Below are 18404 nucleotides of genomic sequence, written 5' to 3' on the forward strand. Positions count from 1 at the left end.
CCCCGCTCTAGCGGGGCCTGGTGGCGCCCACCAGGTCCCCGCGCCAGATCGAGGCGACCCGCACCACGTCGCCGGTCTGCGGGGCGTGCACCATCTGGTCGCGCCCGACGTAGATCCCGACGTGGTGGATGGTCGACGGGTCGCCGGTGTGGGCGAAGAACAGCAGGTCGCCGCGGCGTAGCTGGTCGAGCGGCACGTGCGGGCCCGACGTCCACTGGGTGCCCGTCCAGTGGTCGAGCCGCACGCCGGCCCGCTCCCAGGCCCGCATCGACAGGCCGGAGCAGTCGTAGGTCTCGGGGCCCGCGGCGGCCCACACGTAGGGCTTGCCGAGCTGGGTGAGCGCCCAGTTCGCGGCCACGTCCCCCATTGTCGAGCCGCCGGTGACCAGCCCGGACAGCGCCGCCGCGCGCCGTCTGGCGAGCAGCTCCGCGCGGTCGCGCGCGGCGTCCACCGCGCGTTGCAGGCTCTCCTTGCGCGCGGTGAGCTGCCTGGTCTCGCGCCGCCTGCTCCGCACCGCCTGCTCGGCGGCCAGCTTGGCCTGCCGGGCGCGCTCGGCGGCCTCCTGCCGCGCGGCGTGGGCTCCGGCGGCTTGGGTACGCAGGATCGCCGCGACCTCTTGCGCGTCGCGCATCCGGCCCAGGACGGCGGCCCGCTCCTCGTTCATGTGCCCGAGCACGCCGGCCCGGTGCAGGAACCCGTCGGCTCCGCCTCGGTCGGACAGCATGCCCACCATCGGGTTCAGCGGGCCGAGCCCGCCGTAGCTCTCGGCCGCCAGCAGCGCCACGGCCTGCCTGGCCCGCTCGACCTCGGCGTCGGCCGCCGCGAGCCGGGCGGTGGCCTGCTGGTGAGCCTGCTCGGCCTGCCGGAGCCGGACGACCTCCCCGTTGTACGCCTCCACCAGCCGCTCCACCTCGGCCGTCAGCGCGTCGAGCCGGGACTGGGCGGTCACCAGCGCCGCGGTGGTTTCGCCCAGCTCCTTGGAGCGCTCGCGTACGGCCTGCTTGGCCTTCCTGACGTCGTGCGAAGAGGGCCCCGGGTCGGCCGCCACCGGCGGGCACAGGCCGGCCACCAGGCATGCAATGAGGACCCCTGTCGGGAATGCGCGCATAGGTCCCCCTGAAGCCACATGGTTACTCTATGCACACAGTTCCCGCCAATTCACTCACGTAACGTAAAGGTCCGGCAGCCTCAGGAGGGGGTCTCCGAGGGGGTTCCCGACGGCTCCTCGGTGGGGGTGGGGGTGGCGGGCTCCGTAGGCGTGGCGGTCGGGGACGGGGTCTGGGTGGGGGTGGGAGTAGGCGTGGGGGTGGGTGTCGGGGTCGGGTCGGGCAGGGGGTGCTGGGGCTGGGCTCCGGTTTGTCGGGCGGGTCCTCGTGCGGGTCCTCGTGCGGGGGCTCCGACGGCGGGTCTTCCGTGGGTTTTTCGTGCTCGTCCGGCCGGGAAGGCTGGGACGGCTGCGACGGCTGCGACGGCGGCGGGTCGCCGCCCGTCGAGGACTGCGACGGTACGGACAGCGGCGGCGCCGGCGTGGACAGGGCGGGCGAGACGGTCACCCCGAGGGGGCGCGTGGTGGCGTTGTCGACGATGGGGGCCACGGTCAGCGGTACGTCCTGCGGGTTCGGCTGCCAGGGCAGCCGGATGCCCGGCGGCTCACCCGTCGCCGGGAACGCGGCCGTCGCGATGCCTGTGACCCCACCGTTGTCCCTCCCGATCCGATCGAAGATCATCATTATCGCCACCACGGCCGTGACCGCCGCCAGCGCGCCTGCCAGCGCCTGATGCCACCGCCGAACCTGGCGTTCCGCTGAAACGGGAAACCCGGCGGCTCCCAGGACGCCCGTACGCCTGGCGACGTAACGGCGGTAGGGCAGCAGCTCGGGGTCGGCGAAGCAGCTCATCACCCTGATCCGCAGCGCCTCGGGCAGCGCGGGCGCCGGCAGCAGCTCGTAGACCTTGGCGGCCGACACCTCGCGGGTGCGGTGCGGGGCGCAGACCTCGCAGCGGGGCAGGTGCCGGACCAGGTGCTCGCGCATGTCCTGGGTCAGCTCGCCCGAGAAGCCGGTCAGGATGCGAGCGCGGCGCGGGCAGTCGTACGGGCCCTTCCTGGCCAGGATCTCGGCCGTGATGGCGTCGCGCAGCAGCTCCCTGGCCTCCTCCAGGAGCAGCTCCACCTGCCGGGGCGGCAGGCCCAGCACCTGGGTCAGGTCGGCGGCGGGCAGCTCGTGCCGGTGGACCAGCTCCAGGACCTCCCGCTCGGGCAGCGGCAGGCTCTGGACGGCGTTCCAGGCCATGACGCGCAGGTCGGCGTCCACCGGATCGTCCAGCGGCGGCGCCTCGGCCAGGCCCTCGGCGGCGCCCGGCGGGGCGGCGGCGCGGCGGCGCAGGCATTCGGCGCGGGCCAGCGCGTACAGCCAGGTGCGCAGCCGGTCGGGGTCGGCGAGCGCGCCCGCGTGCGCCTCGGCGGCGATGAGCGTGTCGCGTAGGGCCACCTGGGCGCTCTCGGCGCTGAGCAGCAGGGACCAGCAGTAGCGGTAGACGCTCTCCGCGTGGGCGTCATAGAGCGCGGACGGTGCTCCTGGATCACGGGCGCGGAGTGCTTCGACCAGGACGCGGTCATTCATGTGACTGAAGGTAATGGATCGGTAACTAGTAGTTCTACCTGTTCACGCCGATGGCATGGCTTCGTCGGGCAAAGTGGCCGGAATTCGTACCGAAAAAGCGCGCGATAGCGCTGGATTTCCCGATTTTTCGGGAAATCACTGCTTATAATCCGAAACGATCGAGGTGCTGCGGTCCACCGCGAACGGCTCGCTCGTCGGCTTGACCGTGTGCACCGGCACGGCGCCGGCCAGCGCCAGCTCCTCGTAAGGACGGCCGGTCGACCCCCAGGTCCGGGCGGTGATCTCGGTCTTGGCCACCTCGGCGCCCTTCGGCAGGCCGCTCACCGTCAGGATGAAGCGCGGCGGGCTGCCCGCCTGCACCTCGTCCACGAACGTGCTGCCACCGCCGAGCAGTTTGCCCGCCTTGTCGCGCAGCAACGCGTTCACGACGAGCGTGCTCGCCGGAATGCTATAAGGATTCGCAATATAGCCCGTAATCAGGTACGTGCCGTCTTTCTGGCGCATTGTCTGCACCCGCGAGGTCGGGAACCGCTGGAACGCCGACGCGATCCGCCCCGCCATCCGCCACTGCGCCGGACGGTACTGGATCGTCACCTTCGCCGGCTTCTGCGTGGCGCTGGCCTGGCCGGTGAACGCCAGCGTGCCGCCCGGCGGCACGGCGTCGAGCGGCTGGTCCATCCTGACCACCTCGGCGCCCCGGGCGTCGTGCCCGACGATCGTGGCCACCACGTGCTCGCCGAAGTGCCACGGGTTGGCGTTGCTGAGCACGCCCGCCCAGGTGACGGCGTACCCGTCGGCGGACTTGACGATGGTGGAGACCTGCTCCTTGAGAGCGAGCGGCTTGAGCTGTTGCACGGGTCGTTCCTCGCTCGCGCACGCGGACAGGCACGCGGGCAGGCAGATCGCCCCCAGGACGAGGAGGCCGGCGGTACGGCTGCGCGGGATCACTTTGCCGTGATAACCCGCGCATGGGCACGGCTGACGCGGGACACGCGCCAGCCGTACCGAACCTTTAACGGGGACGCACGACCCTCGACTCGTCCCATACCGGCTCGGGCGACTCGTAGACCGTGCCGTCGGAGCCGAACACCAGGTAGCGATCGAAGTCGGCGGCGAACCACCGGTCGTGGGTGACCGCCAGCACCGTGCCGTCGAACGCCTCCAGCCCCGCCTGCAACGCCTCCGCGCTGGCCAGGTCGAGGTTGTCGGTCGGCTCGTCGAGCAGCAGCAGCGTGGCCCCCGACAGCTCCAGCAGCAGGATCTGCAGGCGCGCCTGCTGGCCGCCGGACAGCGTGTCGAAGCGCTGCTCGGCGATCAGCCCGGCCAGCTCGTAGCGGGCCAGGATCTTCATGGCCTCGTTCTTGAGCTTGGCGTGCTCGGTCATGACGATCTCGACCGGGGTGCGGCCCAGCAGGTCGGGGCGGGCATGGGTCTGGGCGAAGTGGCCCGGCACCACGCGGGCGCCCAGCCTGGCGACGCCCTCGTGGGCGACCGGCTCGCCTGCCAGCAGGCGCAGGAAGTGCGACTTGCCGGAGCCGTTGGAGCCGAGCACCGCGACGCGCTCGCCGTACCAGACCTCCAGGCTGAACGGGCGCATCAGGCCCGTGAGCTCCAGCTCCTCGCAGATCACCGCGCGCTTGCCGGTGCGGCCGCCGCGCAGGCGCATCTTGATGTTCTGGTCGCCCGGCGCCTCCTCGGGCGGCCCCGCCTCCTCGAACCTGCGCAGCCGTGTCTGGGCCGCGTGGTAGGCCGGGGCCATGCCGTCGTTGTAGCGCGCCTTGTTCTTCAGCATGTTGACCAGGGCCTTGAGCTTGGCGTGCTCTTCGTCCCAGCGCCGGCGCAGCTCGTCGAGGCGCTCGTTGCGGGCCTTGCGCGCCTCGGCGTACGTGGTGAAGCCGCCGCCGTGGATCCATATGTTGCCCGACTCGACGGTGACGATGCGGTCGGCGGCGTTGGCGAGGAGCTGGCGGTCGTGGCTGACCAGCAGCACCGTCTTGGGCGTCTCCCTGAGCTGCTGCTCCAGCCACTCCTTGCCGGGGACGTCGAGGTAGTTGTCGGGCTCGTCGAGCAGCAGGGTCTGGTCGGGGCCGCGCAGCAGCGCCTCCAGGACGAGCCGCTTCTGCTCGCCGCCCGACAGCGTCGACACGTCCCGATATTTCACCCTTTCGAACGGCACGCCGAGGGCGGACACCGTACACGTGTCCCAGAGCACCTCGATCTCGTAGCCGCCGGCGTCGGTGTAGTCGCTGATCGCCTGCGCGTAACGCATCTGCGTCTTCTCGTCGTCGCGCTCCATCATCATCAGCTCGGCCGCGTCGAGCCGCTCCGCCGCCTGCCGCACCGCCGGCGGCGCCACGCCCAGCAGCAGGTCGCGCACGTTGCTGCCGTCACGCACGCTGCCGATGAACTGCCGCATCACGCCCAGCCCGCCGGAGCTCGCCACGCTGCCCTCGACCGGCTGGAGGTCGCCGGCGATCAGCCGCATGAGCGTCGTCTTGCCCGCGCCATTCGGCCCGACCAGCGCCGCCTTCACGCCCTCGCCGATCCGGAAGGACACGTCGTTGAGCAGGGGCCGCCCGTCGGGCAGCACGTACGTCAGATGTCCTACTTCAACGTGGCCCATCCCGGCAGGTTAACGGGCGACCCGCCACGCGGTCACCCGGATTTCCGCGCGTTCCCCGCGATCCTGGACAGTAAGTGATCTAATGACTAGAACTGTAGGGAACCCCCTCCCCTAGGACGTGTGATGACGCGATTCCGCACCGCCCTGGCACCCCTCGCCATAACCCTGATCGGCCTCGCCGCGCAGCCCGTGCAGGCCGCGCCGCCCAAGCCGGTGCCCGTCGTGCAGGAGCGGCAGGTCGCCTCGGCGGCCTCCGCGTGTGCGCCCACCGTACGGAGTGCGAGCACGAACGCCCGGCTGACCAGCCTGTTCACCACCTACGGCAACGACAACAGCCGCCTCGACGACTGGACGGGCGCCGACGGCACGTACTCGCTCAAGCTGCCCGGCGGCAAGGAGCTGTGGGTGTTCTCGGACACCTTCCTCGGCCGGGTCAACCCCGACGGGTCCCGGCCTCCGGTGGTGGAGGAGGGCGGGACGACGGTGTTCCTGAACAACTCCTTCGCCGTCGAGCGCGACGGGCGGCTGGCCACGATCCACGACGGCACCCCCGCGAAGCCGGCCGCCGTGATGCCGCCGCGCGACGACAAGCACTGGTTCTGGGCGGGTGACGCGACGCTGGCCGGCGGGGTGGTCGAGGTGACCTACCAGGAGTACGAGCGGTTCGGGACGGGGGCGTGGGACTGGCGCTGGCACCGCAACGTGGTGGCCAGGTTCGCGCCGGGGCGGCTGAACCGGCCGATCAGCGTGCACGACCTGCCGAGCGGGCACGGCGTGGCCTGGGCCTCCGGGATCCTCAAGGACGGCGGCTACACCTACGTCTACGGGGTCGAGGATCTCGGCTCGCCGAAGTACATGCACGTCGCCCGGGTCAAGGGGCAGAGCCTGCTCGGGCAGTGGGAGTTCCTGAAGGCCGACGGCACCTGGTCGGCGAGCGAGGCGGACTCGGCGCGGATCATGAGCGGGGTGGCGAACGAGTACAGCGTCAGCCGGGTCGGCGACGGCTACGTGCTGATCACGCACGACACGACCGAGGCGCTGAGCCCGAACATCGTGGCCTACTCCGCGTGCTCCCCCGCCGGCCCGTTCACCGGCAAGCAGCACGTCTACACGACGCCCGAGACGAGCGGGAACGTCTTCACCTACAACGCGCACGCCCACCCGGAGGTCGACGGGCCGGGGCTGGTGGTGTCGTACAACGTCAACAGCTTCGTCAACACCGACCACTACCGCGACGTCACCATCTACCGCCCGCGGTTCCTGGACGTGACGTTCGGATGAGAAGGAACTGGGCGGCCCGGCTGCGGCACGGCACGATCGGCGGGCTGCGGGCGGTGACGCTGGAGAACGAGCGGCTGCGGGTGACCCTGCTGCCCGGCAAGGGCGGGGACGTCGTGGAGCTGCTGCACAAGCCCACCGACACCGACTTCGTCTGGCTGGCGCCGCAGGGGCTGCGCGACCCCCGCGAGCACCTCCACGGCGCCGCCGACGACGTCGCCCAGTTCGTCGACCACTACGAGGGCGGCTGGCAGGAGGTCTTCCCGAACGGCGGCGCCCCCAGCGAGTACCGGGGGGCGCGGCTGGCGCAGCACGGCGAGGTGTCGGGGCTGCCGTGGGAGTGCGAGGTCGTGGCCGACTCCCCCGAGGAGGTCGCGGTGCGGCTGAGCGTGCGCACGCGGCGGCTGCCGTACCGGATGGAGCGGATCGTGCGGCTGCGCTCGGGCACGACGGCGCTGGAGGTCGAGGGGCGGGCCACGAACGAGTCGGGGCTGCGGCTGCACGCGATGTGGGGGCAGCACATCGTGTACGGCCGGCCGTTCCTGCGCCCCGGGGCCCGGATCAGGCTGCCCGAGGGTGTCACCGTGATCCCGCACGAGAGCGCGATCGATCCCCCGGAGCGCCGGGTGCGGGCCGGCGGGACGTGGCCCGTGGTGCCCGCGCACGGGGGCGGTGAGACGGATCTGAGCGTCGTGCCGGAGCCGGGGTCGCCGAGCGACATCGTCTACATGACGGGGTTCGGCGACGAGGGTTGGTACGAAATTTCCGGAAATATCGGTATGCGGGTTGCCTGGGATGCGACGGTGCTGCCGTACCTGTGGATGTGGCAGGAGCTCGGCGCGTCCACCGGCTACCCGTGGTGGGGACGGGCGTACACGGTGGGACTGGAGCCGTTCGCGGGCATGCCGACCGACGGGCTGGCCGCGGCCGTGGCCAACGGCACGGCCCTCGTCCTGGACCCGTACGAGACGAAGGTGTTGAGGTGGCGCGCGGAGGTGCTGGCATGACGGAGTTCGACGGCAAGGTGGCGCTCGTGACGGGCGGGTCCATGGGCATCGGGCGCGCGGTGGTGGACCGCCTGGTCGCCGGCGGGGCATCCGTGGTGTTCTGCGGCGTGGACAAGGAGGCCGAGCAGGACGGCGAGCGCGTCACCGGCCGGATCGCCGACGTGCGCCGGGCCGGCGAGGTGCGCGACCTGGTGGAGCTGGCCGTCACCCGGTACGGCGGCCTGGACATCGTGGTGACCTGCGCGGGCGTGCAACGGTACGGCACCGTCGAGGACACCCCCGAAGAGGTCTGGGACGAGGTGCTGGACATCAACCTCAAGGGCGTCTACCTCACCTGCAAGGCCGCCGTGCCCAGGCTGCGCGAGCGCGGCGGCGGCTCGATCGTGGTCGTCTCTTCGGTGCAGGCGTTCGCCTCGCAGCAGCAGGTGGCGGCCTACAGCACCAGCAAGGCCGCGCTCAACGGCCTGATGCGGGCCATGGCGCTCGACCACGCGGCCGACGGCATCAGGGTCAACGCGGTCTGCCCCGGCTCGGTGGACACCCCGATGCTGCGCTGGGCGGCGGACCTGTGGCGCGGCGACCTGTCGCAGGACGAGCAGGTGGCGCAGTGGGGCCGCGCCCACCCGCTGGGCCGCGTCGGCCGGCCCGAGGAGGTGGCGGAGCTGGTGGCGTTCCTGGCGGGGCCGCGCTCGTCGTTCATCACCGGAGCGGAGCACCGGGTGGACGGCGGGCTGCTGGCGCGCAATCCCGCGGCGCTGCCCGAATAACAGTTGTGAAATTACTGCCCCCGGAATGGGTCACGGGTTCCTCCGTGCGCCCACCCGAGGTGGCAACAGTTGCGTCAATGCGACGAACTCGCAGGTCACCGCACTGATACGAGTGGGTCTGGCGGGCCGGGCACGCGACCCTCACCCGGGCGCGAAGCCTTAAAGGGATCGGCGAGTCACAACGACTCGTGTTCGATTCCGCACGCTAAGTTACGAGGTCGAAATGACTCACCGATCGAGGAGAGACCTGTGAGGCTATTCAAGAAGGCCGCCGGCTTCGTCGCGGCGGCCGCGCTGTTCGCCGTGGTCGCCCCGGCTGCCACCGCGGCGGCAAGCCCCCGCTCGACCTGCTACGGAGGTCGCGTCTGCCTGTACGCCGGATTCGACTACAACCGCGGCCAGGTCGACCACTGGCGGGACTTCACCAAGGACGACTCGAACTTCGCCGACAACAACTGGCTGAACTGGGACTTCAGTAACTCCTGGCACAGCATGAACAACGAGACCAGCTCGATCAGGAACCGGGTCGGCTGCAGCGCCACGCTGTGGCAGCACCCCGGATACACCGGCGCCCACAGCACGTTCACGCACAACTCGAACGACGGTTTCCTGGCGAACAACGCCATCGGCAACAACCGCGCCAGCGCGATCGACATCTGGTGCCACTGAGCATTAAGGGGAGTGCCGGTTTCCGGGCTTGGCCGCCGGAAACCGGCTGCCGCGGACTGGTCGCGAGCGCGCTGCTGCTGGTGACGACCGCCGCGGCCTGCGGCGCCGACGAGCCCGCGCCACCGGCGCCCGTACGGGGCGTCACCTCCGTCTCGGAGCTGGTGCTGCCGTTCGACGCCTACAAGACCACTCCCCAGCAGCGGGCCGTCCTGGGCAACGCCCACAACCGTCTCGTCGTGCGGTGCATGCGCAAGCAGGGCATCGCGATCTCCCCGCCCGCCGAGGACCCGTCCACGCTGGCCGCGATCGACCCCGGCAACTCCCGCCGCTACGGCGTCACCGACATCGACGCGGCCCGGCGTAGCGGCTACCACCTGGCCCGGCCGCCCTCGCCCGACACCAGCGGCACCTGGGCGGGCAAGCTGTCCAAGCGCACCCGGCACCGCCTGTACGGCACCGCGGCCGACCGCGGCTGCCTCGACCGCGCCACGCTGACCCTGGACAAGGGGGTGCGCAAGGCGGACTGGCCGTGGCTCGGCCTCCAGGACTCGCTCACGCTGGAGCAGGCCGCCAAGCACCCGTCGGTCACCGCCGCGGTCAAGCGCTGGTCGTCGTGCATGCACCGGGCCGGGCACACGTACCCGGCGCCCGAGGCGGCCATCGCCGACAGCCGCTGGGACCTCGACGAGCCGGCCGTCACCGAGGAGGAGAAGCAGGTCGCGACCGCCGACACCCTGTGCAAGTGGTCGTCCGGCCTGGTCGCCGCCTGGTACGCGGCCGACGCCGACCTGCAGCGGGCCGTCATCCGCGACAACCGCGACCGCTTCGCCGCCCTGCGCGTCAACCTCAGGCAGCGCCTGGAGCGGGCCTCGCGCCTGCTCGCCGAGGAGGAAGGCCGCCAGGTCGGCTGACCGGCCTCACGCCCGCTCGCCGAGGACGAAGGCCGCCAGGTCGGCCGACTGCTGCAGCCTGCTGGGCTCGTGCACGTACATCATGTGTCCGGCCTCGTAGTACTTGAACTCGATGTTGCCGGCCAGCTCGGCGGGCACGGCCAGGTGCGCGAAGGTGTGCTCGGCGGCGAAGTACGGGGTGGCGCCGTCGTGGTAGCCGCAGGCCACGTGCACCCGCAGGTGCGGGTTCGTCCGCATGGCCGCGGCCAGTCGGGAGGCCACCTGAACGTGCGCGTTCTCGAACTCCTTGTACGACCAGGGGTGCACCCGCGAGGTGAGGATCTCGTACGGCAGGTCGTTGGCGTAGCCCAGCTCGGTGCGCAGGTAGTGGTTGAGGGCGGCGCTGTACGGGCCCATGATGGCGTCCATGCTCGGGTCCGCGGTGAAGTGCTCGCGGCCCGCGTCGGGGTCCCAGCCGGTGAAGCGGCCGTCGAGGCGGCCGACGATCTGGCGGCGCGGGCGCAGCACCTCGGTGAAGAAGCGGATGTGCTCGATGCGCAGGTTGACCCGGTCCACGTAGTCCTCGCTCAGCCCGGTCAGCGAGGCGACCTTCCTGACGGCGGCGGCGCGCTCCTCCGCGGGGAGGCGGTTGCCGCGGGCCAGCGCCCACAGGTAGTCGCGGTCGGCGTACTCCTCGGCCTCGCGCAGCACGTCGGCCAGCGGCCGGTCGCCGTGCAGGCCGTGGTGGTGGGCGATGGCCGCGTACGTCGGCAGGTACAGGGCGTAGGCCAGGTCGTTGCCGTCGTTGAACTCGCCGGTGATGAAGTCGAGCACCGAGGAGATGAGCATCACGCCGTTGAGGTACATGCCGTAGCGCGACTGCAGGTGCTCGGCCAGGCCGGAGGCCCTGACCGTCCCGTACGACTCGCCCGCCAGGAACTTCGGCGACATCCACCGCCCGTTCCTGGTCGTCCACAACCTGATCACCTCGCCGATGGACTCCAGGTCGCCGGAGAAGCCGTGGTACGGCTCCGCCTTCTCCCCTTCCGCCACCCGGGAGTAGCCGGTGGAGATCGGGTCGATGAAGACCAGGTCGCTGACCCGCAGCAGGCTCTCCTCGTTGTCCGCCAGCCCGTACGGCGGCGGCAGCAGCGCCCCGGCGTCGCCCATGACGACGCGGCGCGGCCCGAGGACGCCGAGGTGCAGCCACACGCTGGACGACCCGGGCCCGCCGTTGAACGCGAACGTGATCGGCCTGGTCAGCGGGTCGGCGCCGTCCATCGTGTACGCGGTGACGAACACCTCGGCCTTCGGCCGCAACCCCTCGAACTTGCCGTCGGTGGTCACCTCTTCGCGCAGCACCACGGTGCCGGTCGTGGCGGTGTACGCCTCGCCGGAGGGCAGGGTGTGGGAGGTGGTGACCAGGTTGTCGGCGGGGGTGGCCGGCTTTGACTCTTCAGACATGAGGACCAATTATGGTCCGATTTCGACTGACATTTCCGGATCTGCGAAGCGTTCGTTCGGCACCGTCGCGTACCAGCCGGGCCGCCCCGGGTCGCGATCGTAGGGGTAGCCGCCCGTCTCCCGGTAGAACTCGGCGTACCGGGCGACCCGCTCGGGATCCAGCCGCACCCCCAGCCCCGGCCCCTCGGGCACGGCGATGGCGCCCTCCGAGTACGCCATCTTGCCGCCCTCGATCACGTCGTCCCGCAGCTGGTGGTAGTGCGCGTCGGCGGCGTAGGTCAGGTTCGGCAGCACCGCGCCCAGGTGCAGCATCGTCGCGAGCTGCACGCCCAGCTCCCCCGACGAGTGCACGGCCACCCCGAGCTGGAACGTCTCGCACACCCCCGCCGCCTTCACGCACGGCCTGATCCCGCCCCAGAACGTCGTGTCCAGCAGCACCACGTCGGCGGCCCTGCGCAGCACGTTCGAGGCGAGCTGCTCGAAGTTGACCACCACGGTGTTGGTCGCCAGCGGCACCCTGACCTGCTCGCGCACCGCCCGCAGCCCTTCGAGCCCCCAGACCGGGTCCTCCAGGTAGTCGTTGTTCAGGTGCTCGATGGCCCGGCCGAAGCGCAGCCCCTCGGCCACCGACAGCACGGCGTTCGGGTCGTACCTGAGCCGGTCGCCGGGGAACGCCTCGGCCAGCGCGCGGTAGCACTCCAGCTCGTAGTCCGGCGGGAACACGCCGCCCTTGAGCTTGTGCACGGTGAACCCGTGCGCCTGCTTGAGGCTCCTGGTGTGCTCGACGAGCTGCTCGGGGGTGCGGATCTCGGCGTGGCCGTCGGCGGCGTACCGGAAGAACAGGTACGAGGCGAACGGCACGGCGTCGCGCAGCCGCCCGCCGAGCAGGTCGCAGGCGGGCACCCCGAGGTGCTGCCCGACGAGGTCGAGGCAGGCGAACTCGATGGCGGCCAGGAGCTGCGTGCGGTTGTTGTACAGCGAGGCCGTCGGGTTCGCGATCTTGAAGCGGAGCGCTTCGAGCTGGAACGGGTCGTGGTCCTTCAGGTACGGCTTGAGCGCGCGGAAGGCCGCCTCGGCGCTCTCGCCACCGCCGCCCATCTCCCCCAGCCCGATCAGCCCGTTGTCGGCCTCGACCTCGACGATCGTGCGGACGAACCGGCCCCAGTGGGCGCCGTTGCTGTGCCGCAGCGGCGCCTCCAGCGGGACCGCGACCGTGGTGGCCCGGATGTCTGCGATCTTCACTGGCGCGTCCCCCTGACGATCGCCACGCCGCACGCGGGCAGCGTCACCTCGGCTGTCTCGTGCCCCGGCCGCGAGACCCTGACCTCGACCGGCTCGGCGGCCAGCGACTGCAGCCGCACGCCGTCCCAGCCGAGCGAGGTGACCAGGACGTCCGGATGGTCCACCGACACGTACGTCTCCTCGCTCGCGGGGCTGTCGGTGATCAGCGCCCCGACGAACGGCTCGGTCAGCCCAGCCGCCGCCTCGGCCCCCAGCCGCCGGCCCGGGGCGCCGGCCCGCGAGGTCACCGCGTAGCGGAACGTGGTCTCGCCCTGCTGCTGCGCCGGGAAGTTGGTGTCCCAGATGTTGTTGAGCGCCCAGGAGTAGACGGTGCCGTCCTCGTGGTCGAGCGTGGGCGGGAACGGCGCGTACGGCATGTGGATGGTGCCGAGCTGCACCAGCGGCGCTTCCAGGGTGGCCCAGGCGACGGTCAGCTCGGGGTCCTCGAAGGCGATCCAGTGCCGGATCGGCAGCATGTACGCGGCCGAGCCCGGCACCCGGGGCACGTCCGGCCCGCCGACGCCGCCGGTCAGCTCCCACGCGGTGGGCGGGCCCGCCGCGAACGGGAAGGCCAGGAAGACGGCCTCCTTGGCGGGGGTGCCCTGCTTGGCGAGCTGGTAGGTCAGGTCGAGGCGGGGCACGCCGTAGTGCAGCTCGACCGTGGTCCGGATCCAGTCGGCGCCCTTGCCGCGCAGCTCCACGACCAGCTTCTCGCCGACGGCCGTGCGCCTGACCTCCTTGATCACGGCGTTGGTGCCGATGGCGCGGTCGCCGAGCAGGGTGCGGTCGTGCGCGCCCACGTGGCCCGACAGGTGGTTGAAGTGGGGGGCGGTGGCGTACCGGTCGTAGACGTACTGGCCGAAGCCGGCCGCCGCGTCGCCGTTGACCAGCTCGCGGCCGGCCCGCTTGTCGAAGATCGAGGACAGGTAACCCTCACGGACGTCGTAGGTCACGCGGTAGAACTCGTTCTCGATCACGCCGTCCGTGACGAGCGGGACCGGCTCGGGTGCCTGGCTCTCCCCCGGGACGACGTCCACCCGTACATAGCTGAATCCCGAAATTTCCGGCACTACGGCGTGGATGTGCCGGCCGATCGGGCGGGTCGGCCAGTCGTCCGGGTCCACCAGCTCCTCGTGGTGCGGCAACGGCTGCCCCGTCCGGGCGTCCACCAGCGCGATCGGCACGTCCACGCCCACCACGTCCCGGGGCAGGAAGGCCCGCACGACGTCCGTCCGCGCGTGCGTGCCCGGGTTGAACACCGCGAACGAGGCCAGCGCCCCGCCCTCGGTGCCCGCCTCCGACAGCGCCGCCGCGAACCTGCGGACCCCCGCGTGCAGCAGGTCGGCCGCGTCGTCCTGGGCCGCGTACGCGCCCGACGACTTGCGCGTCCACTGCAGGCCGCCCGAGTCGCCCGCCTCCTCGGCGTCCTCCCACGGGTTCGCCGCGCCCCACGTGTGCTCGTTGAACAGCGCGACCTTGTCGTAGGCGGCGTCCACCTGCCCGGTCGCGTCCACGCCCGCCAGCGTGTGCAGCGTCTCGGCCACGCGCAGCGCCGACTGCGCCCGCCGTACGTAACCGAGGGGGCGCGCACCCGAGCCGAGCCCGTCGGCCCACCAGTCGGTCCAGTCGCCCTCGTGCACGGCCAGCCGGTCGTGGTGGCGCGCCTCCACGTGCTCGAAGAAGTCGCTGTTCACGGCCGAGCGCAGGCGCGGATAGGCCCACTGCTCGTTCCACCGGCGGGCGATCGTCGCGGGCACGATCGACGGGCCCGCGTTGTCGGCGTGCGCGCCCTGCACGCGCAGGTGCAGCACGTCCAGCTCGTACGGCTCCTTCGGCGCGTCCGGCCCCTGCCAGCCGAACGTCCCCGGCCCGTACGGGTACCCCCGGGTGGCCAGCGCCGACAGGTAACGCGGCAGCAGGTCGTCGGCCAGCTCGTACGAGTCCGTCAGCCCGACCGTGTTGCCCTCCATGTACGCCATCCCGTGCGGCGTGTCCGTGAACCACACAAGCAGTTCGTTCCCGCTCGGCGCCCGCCACCGGAACGGCCGGGTCAGCTTGTCACCGCCGTGCAGGTACGGCACGGACCGCCCGGCCCAGTTATGGGCAGCGGCCAGGTACCGCACCCCGGCCGCGTTGAGCGCGTCGACCAGCCCGACCACGGCGCCGGGCACGTCCGTGTGCATGGCCGACTTCGTGGCGAAGCCGTAACGCTCTTCGAGCTGAGCGGTGAAGCGGAGCTGCCGGTGCAGCTCCTCCGTCGAGCACGCCTCGGTGTGCAGCTGGAACGGCAGCGCCGTCACCTCGATCGAGCCCGCCCTCGCCAGCGCCGCGAACGAGTCGACCATCTCCCGGGGCCGGGCCGCCAGCCACTTCAGCGCCGGCATCGACGACTCGACCGTCCAGCGGAACCTCGCGTCGTCCGGCCACGACGCCGTCTCCTCCGCCAGCCGCAGCGCCGCGTCGAGGTAGTCGAGGTGGTGGCGCAGCACCGTGCCCTGCGGGTCGGTGTAGCCGATGTCGAGATGCGAGTGGTGCACCACGAACACGTGCCACTTGCGCTGCGGCGTCACCGTGATCCGCGCGCTGCCGACCACCCCGGCGTCGTCGCGGCACTCCAGCGTCAGCGTGCGCGGCGCGTCCACCTCGGGCACCAGCAGCGTCACGTCGCTGCCCGACGCGCTGTCCACGCCGACCAGCACGTGCGTCAGCGGCTCCGTGCTGGAGACCCGCACCGCCTGCCGGCCGTCATGAGTGAACAGCGGCAGCACCGCGACCCGCACCTCCAGCCCGCGCACGCTGATCACGGGCGTCGAGGTGTCGTCGCGCAGCGCCTGCCTGATCCCGTCGTAGTCGGGGCTCCCGAGGCTGCGCTGGAGCAACCGGCTGGTCATTGAACACTCCCTAGAGAAAGGCCCCTGGCGAACAGGCGCTGGGTGGCGAGGAACAGCACGACCGTCGGCAGCGAGACCACCAGCCCCGCCGCCAGGCCGACGGGGACCGGGGTGCCGGCGTACACGTCGGTCATCAGGCCCGCGATGGCCGTCATCACCGGCCGCACGTCCTCCGTCTGGGTGAGGGTGAGGCCGAAGATGAGGTCGTTCCAGATGAAGGTGAACTCGAGGATGAACACGGCCGCCAGCGCGGGCAGCGACATCGGCAGGTAGATGCGCCAGAAGACGCGGAAGGTGGAGGCGCCGTCCATGCGGGCCGCCTCGAAGATCGAGAACGCGATGCCGGAGTAGAAGTTGCGCAGTACGAACGCGGCCAGCGGCACGTTGATCGCCGTGTAGATGAGGATCAGGCCGAGGCGGCTGTCGTACAGACCGGCGTCGCTGTAGCCGACGAACAGCGGCACCAGCAGCATCTGCGAGGGGAAGACGGTGCCGCCGAAGATCAGCAGGAACCACCAGAACCCGTGCCGCAGCCGCAGCACCACGATCACGTACCCGGCCAGCGCCCCGATCAGCACGCCGAGCAGCGGCGAGACGACGCTGTAGAGCGCCGTGCTGGCCAGGCTGCCGCCGAGGTTCGCGCCCTCCACGGCCCGCCCGAAGTTCTCCAGCAACGCGAAGTCGCCCGACGGGATCCACGCGCTCGCCGGGTCGTACCCGCTCGCCGGGCGCGCCGCGTTCACCAGCAGCAGGTACGTCGGCCCGAGCCACACCAGCCCGAGCAGGACGAGCACCGCACGCCTGATCATGTGGCCGTCACCTGCCTGCGCAGGTAGAGGTACGACGCCAGCCCCGTCACGACCGTCAGCAGCACCGCGACCGCCGAGCCGTAACCGTAGTCGCTGGCCACGAACGTCTCCTTGTACATGGTCACCGCCAGCGTCTCGGAGTTGCGCCCGGGGCCGCCCTGCGTGAGCACCCACACGATGTCGAACGTCTTCAAGCTCGACACCAGCGCCAGCCCCACCACGACCGCCGTCAGCGGCCGCATGAGCGGCCAGATCACGTGCCGGAACAACCGCCAGCCCGACGCGCCGTCCAGCCGCGCCGCCTCGATCGGCTCCCTCGGGATCGACTGCAGCCCCACCACGAACAGCAGGCAATTCACGCCGAGCTGCTGCCACGTCCAGACCGCGAGCATCGCGAACGTGTTCGCCGGCGCTTCTTGCAGGAACGCGGTGTCCACGCCGAGCAGCACGTTAGCGATGCCGTCGTGGGACAACACCGGGCTCCACACCATGGCCAGGCCCGCGCCGCTCAGCGCGTACGGCAGCATGAACGGCACCCGGAACCAGGCTCCGCCCCTGATGTCGTACGAGAGCACCGCGACCAGCAGCCCGAGCCCGACCGGCAGCACCATCGTGCCGATCACCCAGATGAGCGTGTTGCGGGTCGAGGTGAGCAGCGCCGCGTCGTCGAACAGCTTGGCGAAATTGGCCAGACCCGCCCAGACCGGCGGCTCCAGCCCGTCGTAGCGGGTCAGGCTCAGGTAGGCCGTCCACACGAACGGCGCGTACAACAGCACCGCGACCAGCAACGCCGCCGGCGCCACGTACCCGTACCTGAACCGCCCGAGCATCGGCTGACGCGTCACTGGTGCGTGCTCCAGTACTCGTCCGCCTCCTTCTGGATGGTCTCCAGAACCTCCTTGTACGTGCCCGGCTCGGTGACGAACTTGCCGAACCCGTCGAGCGCGGCCGTCAGGATCTGCGGCGGCGTCGCCTCGAAGTAGCGGTTGACCAGGCGGTACTTCCCGCCGCCCGCGTCCTTGGTGACCGTGCCGAGCGCCGGGTCGGAGATCGTCACCTTCGGGTTGGCGCTCACGTCACCCCGGCTCGTCGCCCACTTCTCCTGCGCCTGCGCGGTCGTCCACCACTTCAGGTACTTCATGCTCGCGTCCGGATCGGCCGCCTTCGCCAGCGAGCACAGCGGCCCGCTCTCGAAGATCATCGACGTCTTGGGCAGCGCCGGGTTCACGTTCGGGATGACGAAGAAGTCGTAGTCGGTGCCGGCCTTCATGCTGCGCGTCGTCATGCTCGTGTTGAACCACGTGCCGAACGACACCATCGCCGCCTTCCCGGTCTTCAGCACGTCGCCGGGGTCGGTCTTGTCGCCCGGGTTGATGAAGTAGCCGGCGTCGATGAGCTGCTTCCACCGCTCCATCACCTGCACCACGCCCGGGTCGGTGTACTTGGCCTTGCCGGTGGACAGGCGGTCGTACAGGTCGGGGTCGGTGCCGGCCATGAGCTGCTCGAACCAGACGAACGAGAACAGCACGCTGGTGTGGTAGAACGCCTTCACGCCGTTCTTCTTCAGCGTCTCGGCGGTCTTGACCAGGTCGTCCCAGGTCTGCGGGGGCTTCAGGTCGTACTTGTCGAAGATCTTCTTGTTGTAGAACATGCCCCAGTAGGCGACGTTCATCGGCACGCAGTACTGCTTGCCGCCCACCGTGTAGTACGGCGCGAGGTCCGGCGACAGGTCGCCCGCCTTGATCGCCTCCTGCCAGACGGCCGTGGTGTCGGCCACCTGCTTCTGCTTGACGATCTCCGCCAGCATCCCCCCGGTCTGCCAGGTGAACAGGTCGGGCTTGACGTTCGTGCGGAACGAGGCCTTGATGAACGCCTGGTACTGCGCCGAGTCCGTGTATCCCGTCGGCTTCATGCCCAGGCCGATGCTCTGCTTGGACAGGGCGCCCATCTCGTCGAAGTACTTCGTCCACGCGCCCTTGTCGTTGTAGAGGGTCAGCTCGGTCTTCTTCTGGGGCGTGCCTGCGCCGTTGCCGCCGCAGGCGGCCAGGACGAGCGCCGCCACGCCGAGCGTGGCCACACGTGACCGGTGCATGGGCCGGCCTCC

At 71.0% G+C, this 18404-nt stretch carries 15 protein-coding genes; 5 read left to right on the forward strand and 10 right to left on the reverse strand.

The features are described from left to right. Window positions 1-7 precede the first annotated feature (7 nt). The 4 genes from KIS93_RS30925 to KIS93_RS30940 all read right to left on the reverse strand — a co-directional run bounded on the left by KIS93_RS30925 (window position 8) and on the right by KIS93_RS30940 (window position 5244). Window positions 8-1108 (reverse strand): C40 family peptidase, encoded by a 1101-nt coding sequence (locus KIS93_RS30925; protein ID WP_155128876.1) that lies wholly within the window; start codon window positions 1106-1108, stop codon window positions 8-10. Window positions 1109-1130: 22 nt separating this feature from the next. After that, the gene (locus KIS93_RS30930) at window positions 1131-2621 is read right to left on the reverse strand and encodes an RNA polymerase sigma factor (protein ID WP_186404524.1); all 1491 of its coding nucleotides are present in this window, start codon (window positions 2619-2621) and stop codon (window positions 1131-1133) included. A 135-nt stretch (window positions 2622-2756) separates the two neighbouring features. After that, a complete protein-coding gene (locus KIS93_RS30935; RefSeq protein WP_080044322.1) occupies window positions 2757-3569 on the reverse strand; it encodes a RidA family protein in 813 nt (270 codons plus the stop codon). A gap of 64 nt (window positions 3570-3633) precedes the next feature. Beyond that, window positions 3634-5244 carry an ABC-F family ATP-binding cassette domain-containing protein gene (locus tag KIS93_RS30940; RefSeq protein WP_080044321.1) on the reverse strand — a complete coding sequence of 537 codons (1611 nt, stop codon included), beginning with the start codon at window positions 5242-5244 and terminating at the stop codon, window positions 3634-3636. Window positions 5245-5367: 123 nt separating this feature from the next. Between KIS93_RS30940 and KIS93_RS30945 the strand changes: the two genes are divergently transcribed. The 5 genes from KIS93_RS30945 (at window position 5368) to KIS93_RS30965 (ending at window position 9876) form a co-directional block, all read left to right on the forward strand. Next, a complete protein-coding gene (locus KIS93_RS30945) occupies window positions 5368-6525 on the forward strand; it encodes a DUF4185 domain-containing protein (RefSeq protein ID WP_080044320.1) in 1158 nt (385 codons plus the stop codon). Continuing rightward, window positions 6522-7529, forward strand: a complete 1008-nt coding sequence (locus tag KIS93_RS30950) for a DUF4432 family protein (protein ID WP_080044319.1) — start codon at window positions 6522-6524, stop codon at window positions 7527-7529. The genes KIS93_RS30945 and KIS93_RS30950 overlap by 4 nt, the downstream gene beginning before the upstream one ends. Then, complete coding sequence (locus KIS93_RS30955; protein WP_080044318.1) at window positions 7526-8296, forward strand: SDR family NAD(P)-dependent oxidoreductase; 771 nt, start codon at window positions 7526-7528, stop codon at window positions 8294-8296. Before KIS93_RS30950 ends, KIS93_RS30955 begins: the two co-directional genes overlap by 4 nt. 249 nt (window positions 8297-8545) lie before the next feature. Further along, window positions 8546-8965, forward strand: coding sequence for a peptidase inhibitor family I36 protein (locus tag KIS93_RS30960; protein ID WP_168021636.1), 420 nt, complete (start codon window positions 8546-8548; stop codon window positions 8963-8965). A gap of 80 nt (window positions 8966-9045) precedes the next feature. Further along, a complete protein-coding gene (locus tag KIS93_RS30965) occupies window positions 9046-9876 on the forward strand; it encodes a hypothetical protein (RefSeq protein ID WP_080044316.1) in 831 nt (276 codons plus the stop codon). Window positions 9877-9882: 6 nt separating this feature from the next. Here the strand turns inward: KIS93_RS30965 and KIS93_RS30970 are convergent, their stop codons facing one another. The 6 genes from KIS93_RS30970 to KIS93_RS30995 are packed head-to-tail and all read right to left on the reverse strand — an operon-like array spanning window position 9883 to window position 18392. Next, complete coding sequence (locus KIS93_RS30970; protein ID WP_080047408.1) at window positions 9883-11319, reverse strand: S10 family peptidase; 1437 nt, start codon at window positions 11317-11319, stop codon at window positions 9883-9885. 9 nt (window positions 11320-11328) lie between these two features. Beyond that, window positions 11329-12561, reverse strand: a complete 1233-nt coding sequence (locus tag KIS93_RS30975) for an enolase C-terminal domain-like protein (protein ID WP_080044315.1) — start codon at window positions 12559-12561, stop codon at window positions 11329-11331. Further along, window positions 12558-15491 (reverse strand): glycoside hydrolase family 38 N-terminal domain-containing protein, encoded by a 2934-nt coding sequence (locus tag KIS93_RS30980; protein ID WP_080044314.1) that lies wholly within the window; start codon window positions 15489-15491, stop codon window positions 12558-12560. Before KIS93_RS30980 ends, KIS93_RS30975 begins: the two co-directional genes overlap by 4 nt. After that, the gene (locus tag KIS93_RS30985; protein WP_080044313.1) at window positions 15488-16300 is read right to left on the reverse strand and encodes a carbohydrate ABC transporter permease; all 813 of its coding nucleotides are present in this window, start codon (window positions 16298-16300) and stop codon (window positions 15488-15490) included. Before KIS93_RS30985 ends, KIS93_RS30980 begins: the two co-directional genes overlap by 4 nt. Further along, window positions 16297-17145, reverse strand: coding sequence for a carbohydrate ABC transporter permease (locus tag KIS93_RS30990; protein WP_230465721.1), 849 nt, complete (start codon window positions 17143-17145; stop codon window positions 16297-16299). Before KIS93_RS30990 ends, KIS93_RS30985 begins: the two co-directional genes overlap by 4 nt. Then, window positions 17142-18392, reverse strand: a complete 1251-nt coding sequence (locus KIS93_RS30995; protein ID WP_080044312.1) for an ABC transporter substrate-binding protein — start codon at window positions 18390-18392, stop codon at window positions 17142-17144. Before KIS93_RS30995 ends, KIS93_RS30990 begins: the two co-directional genes overlap by 4 nt. Window positions 18393-18404: the final 12 nt, after the last annotated feature.

This window comes from [Actinomadura] parvosata subsp. kistnae (assembly GCF_900323885.1).
Lineage (GTDB): Bacteria > Actinomycetota > Actinomycetes > Streptosporangiales > Streptosporangiaceae > Nonomuraea > Nonomuraea composti.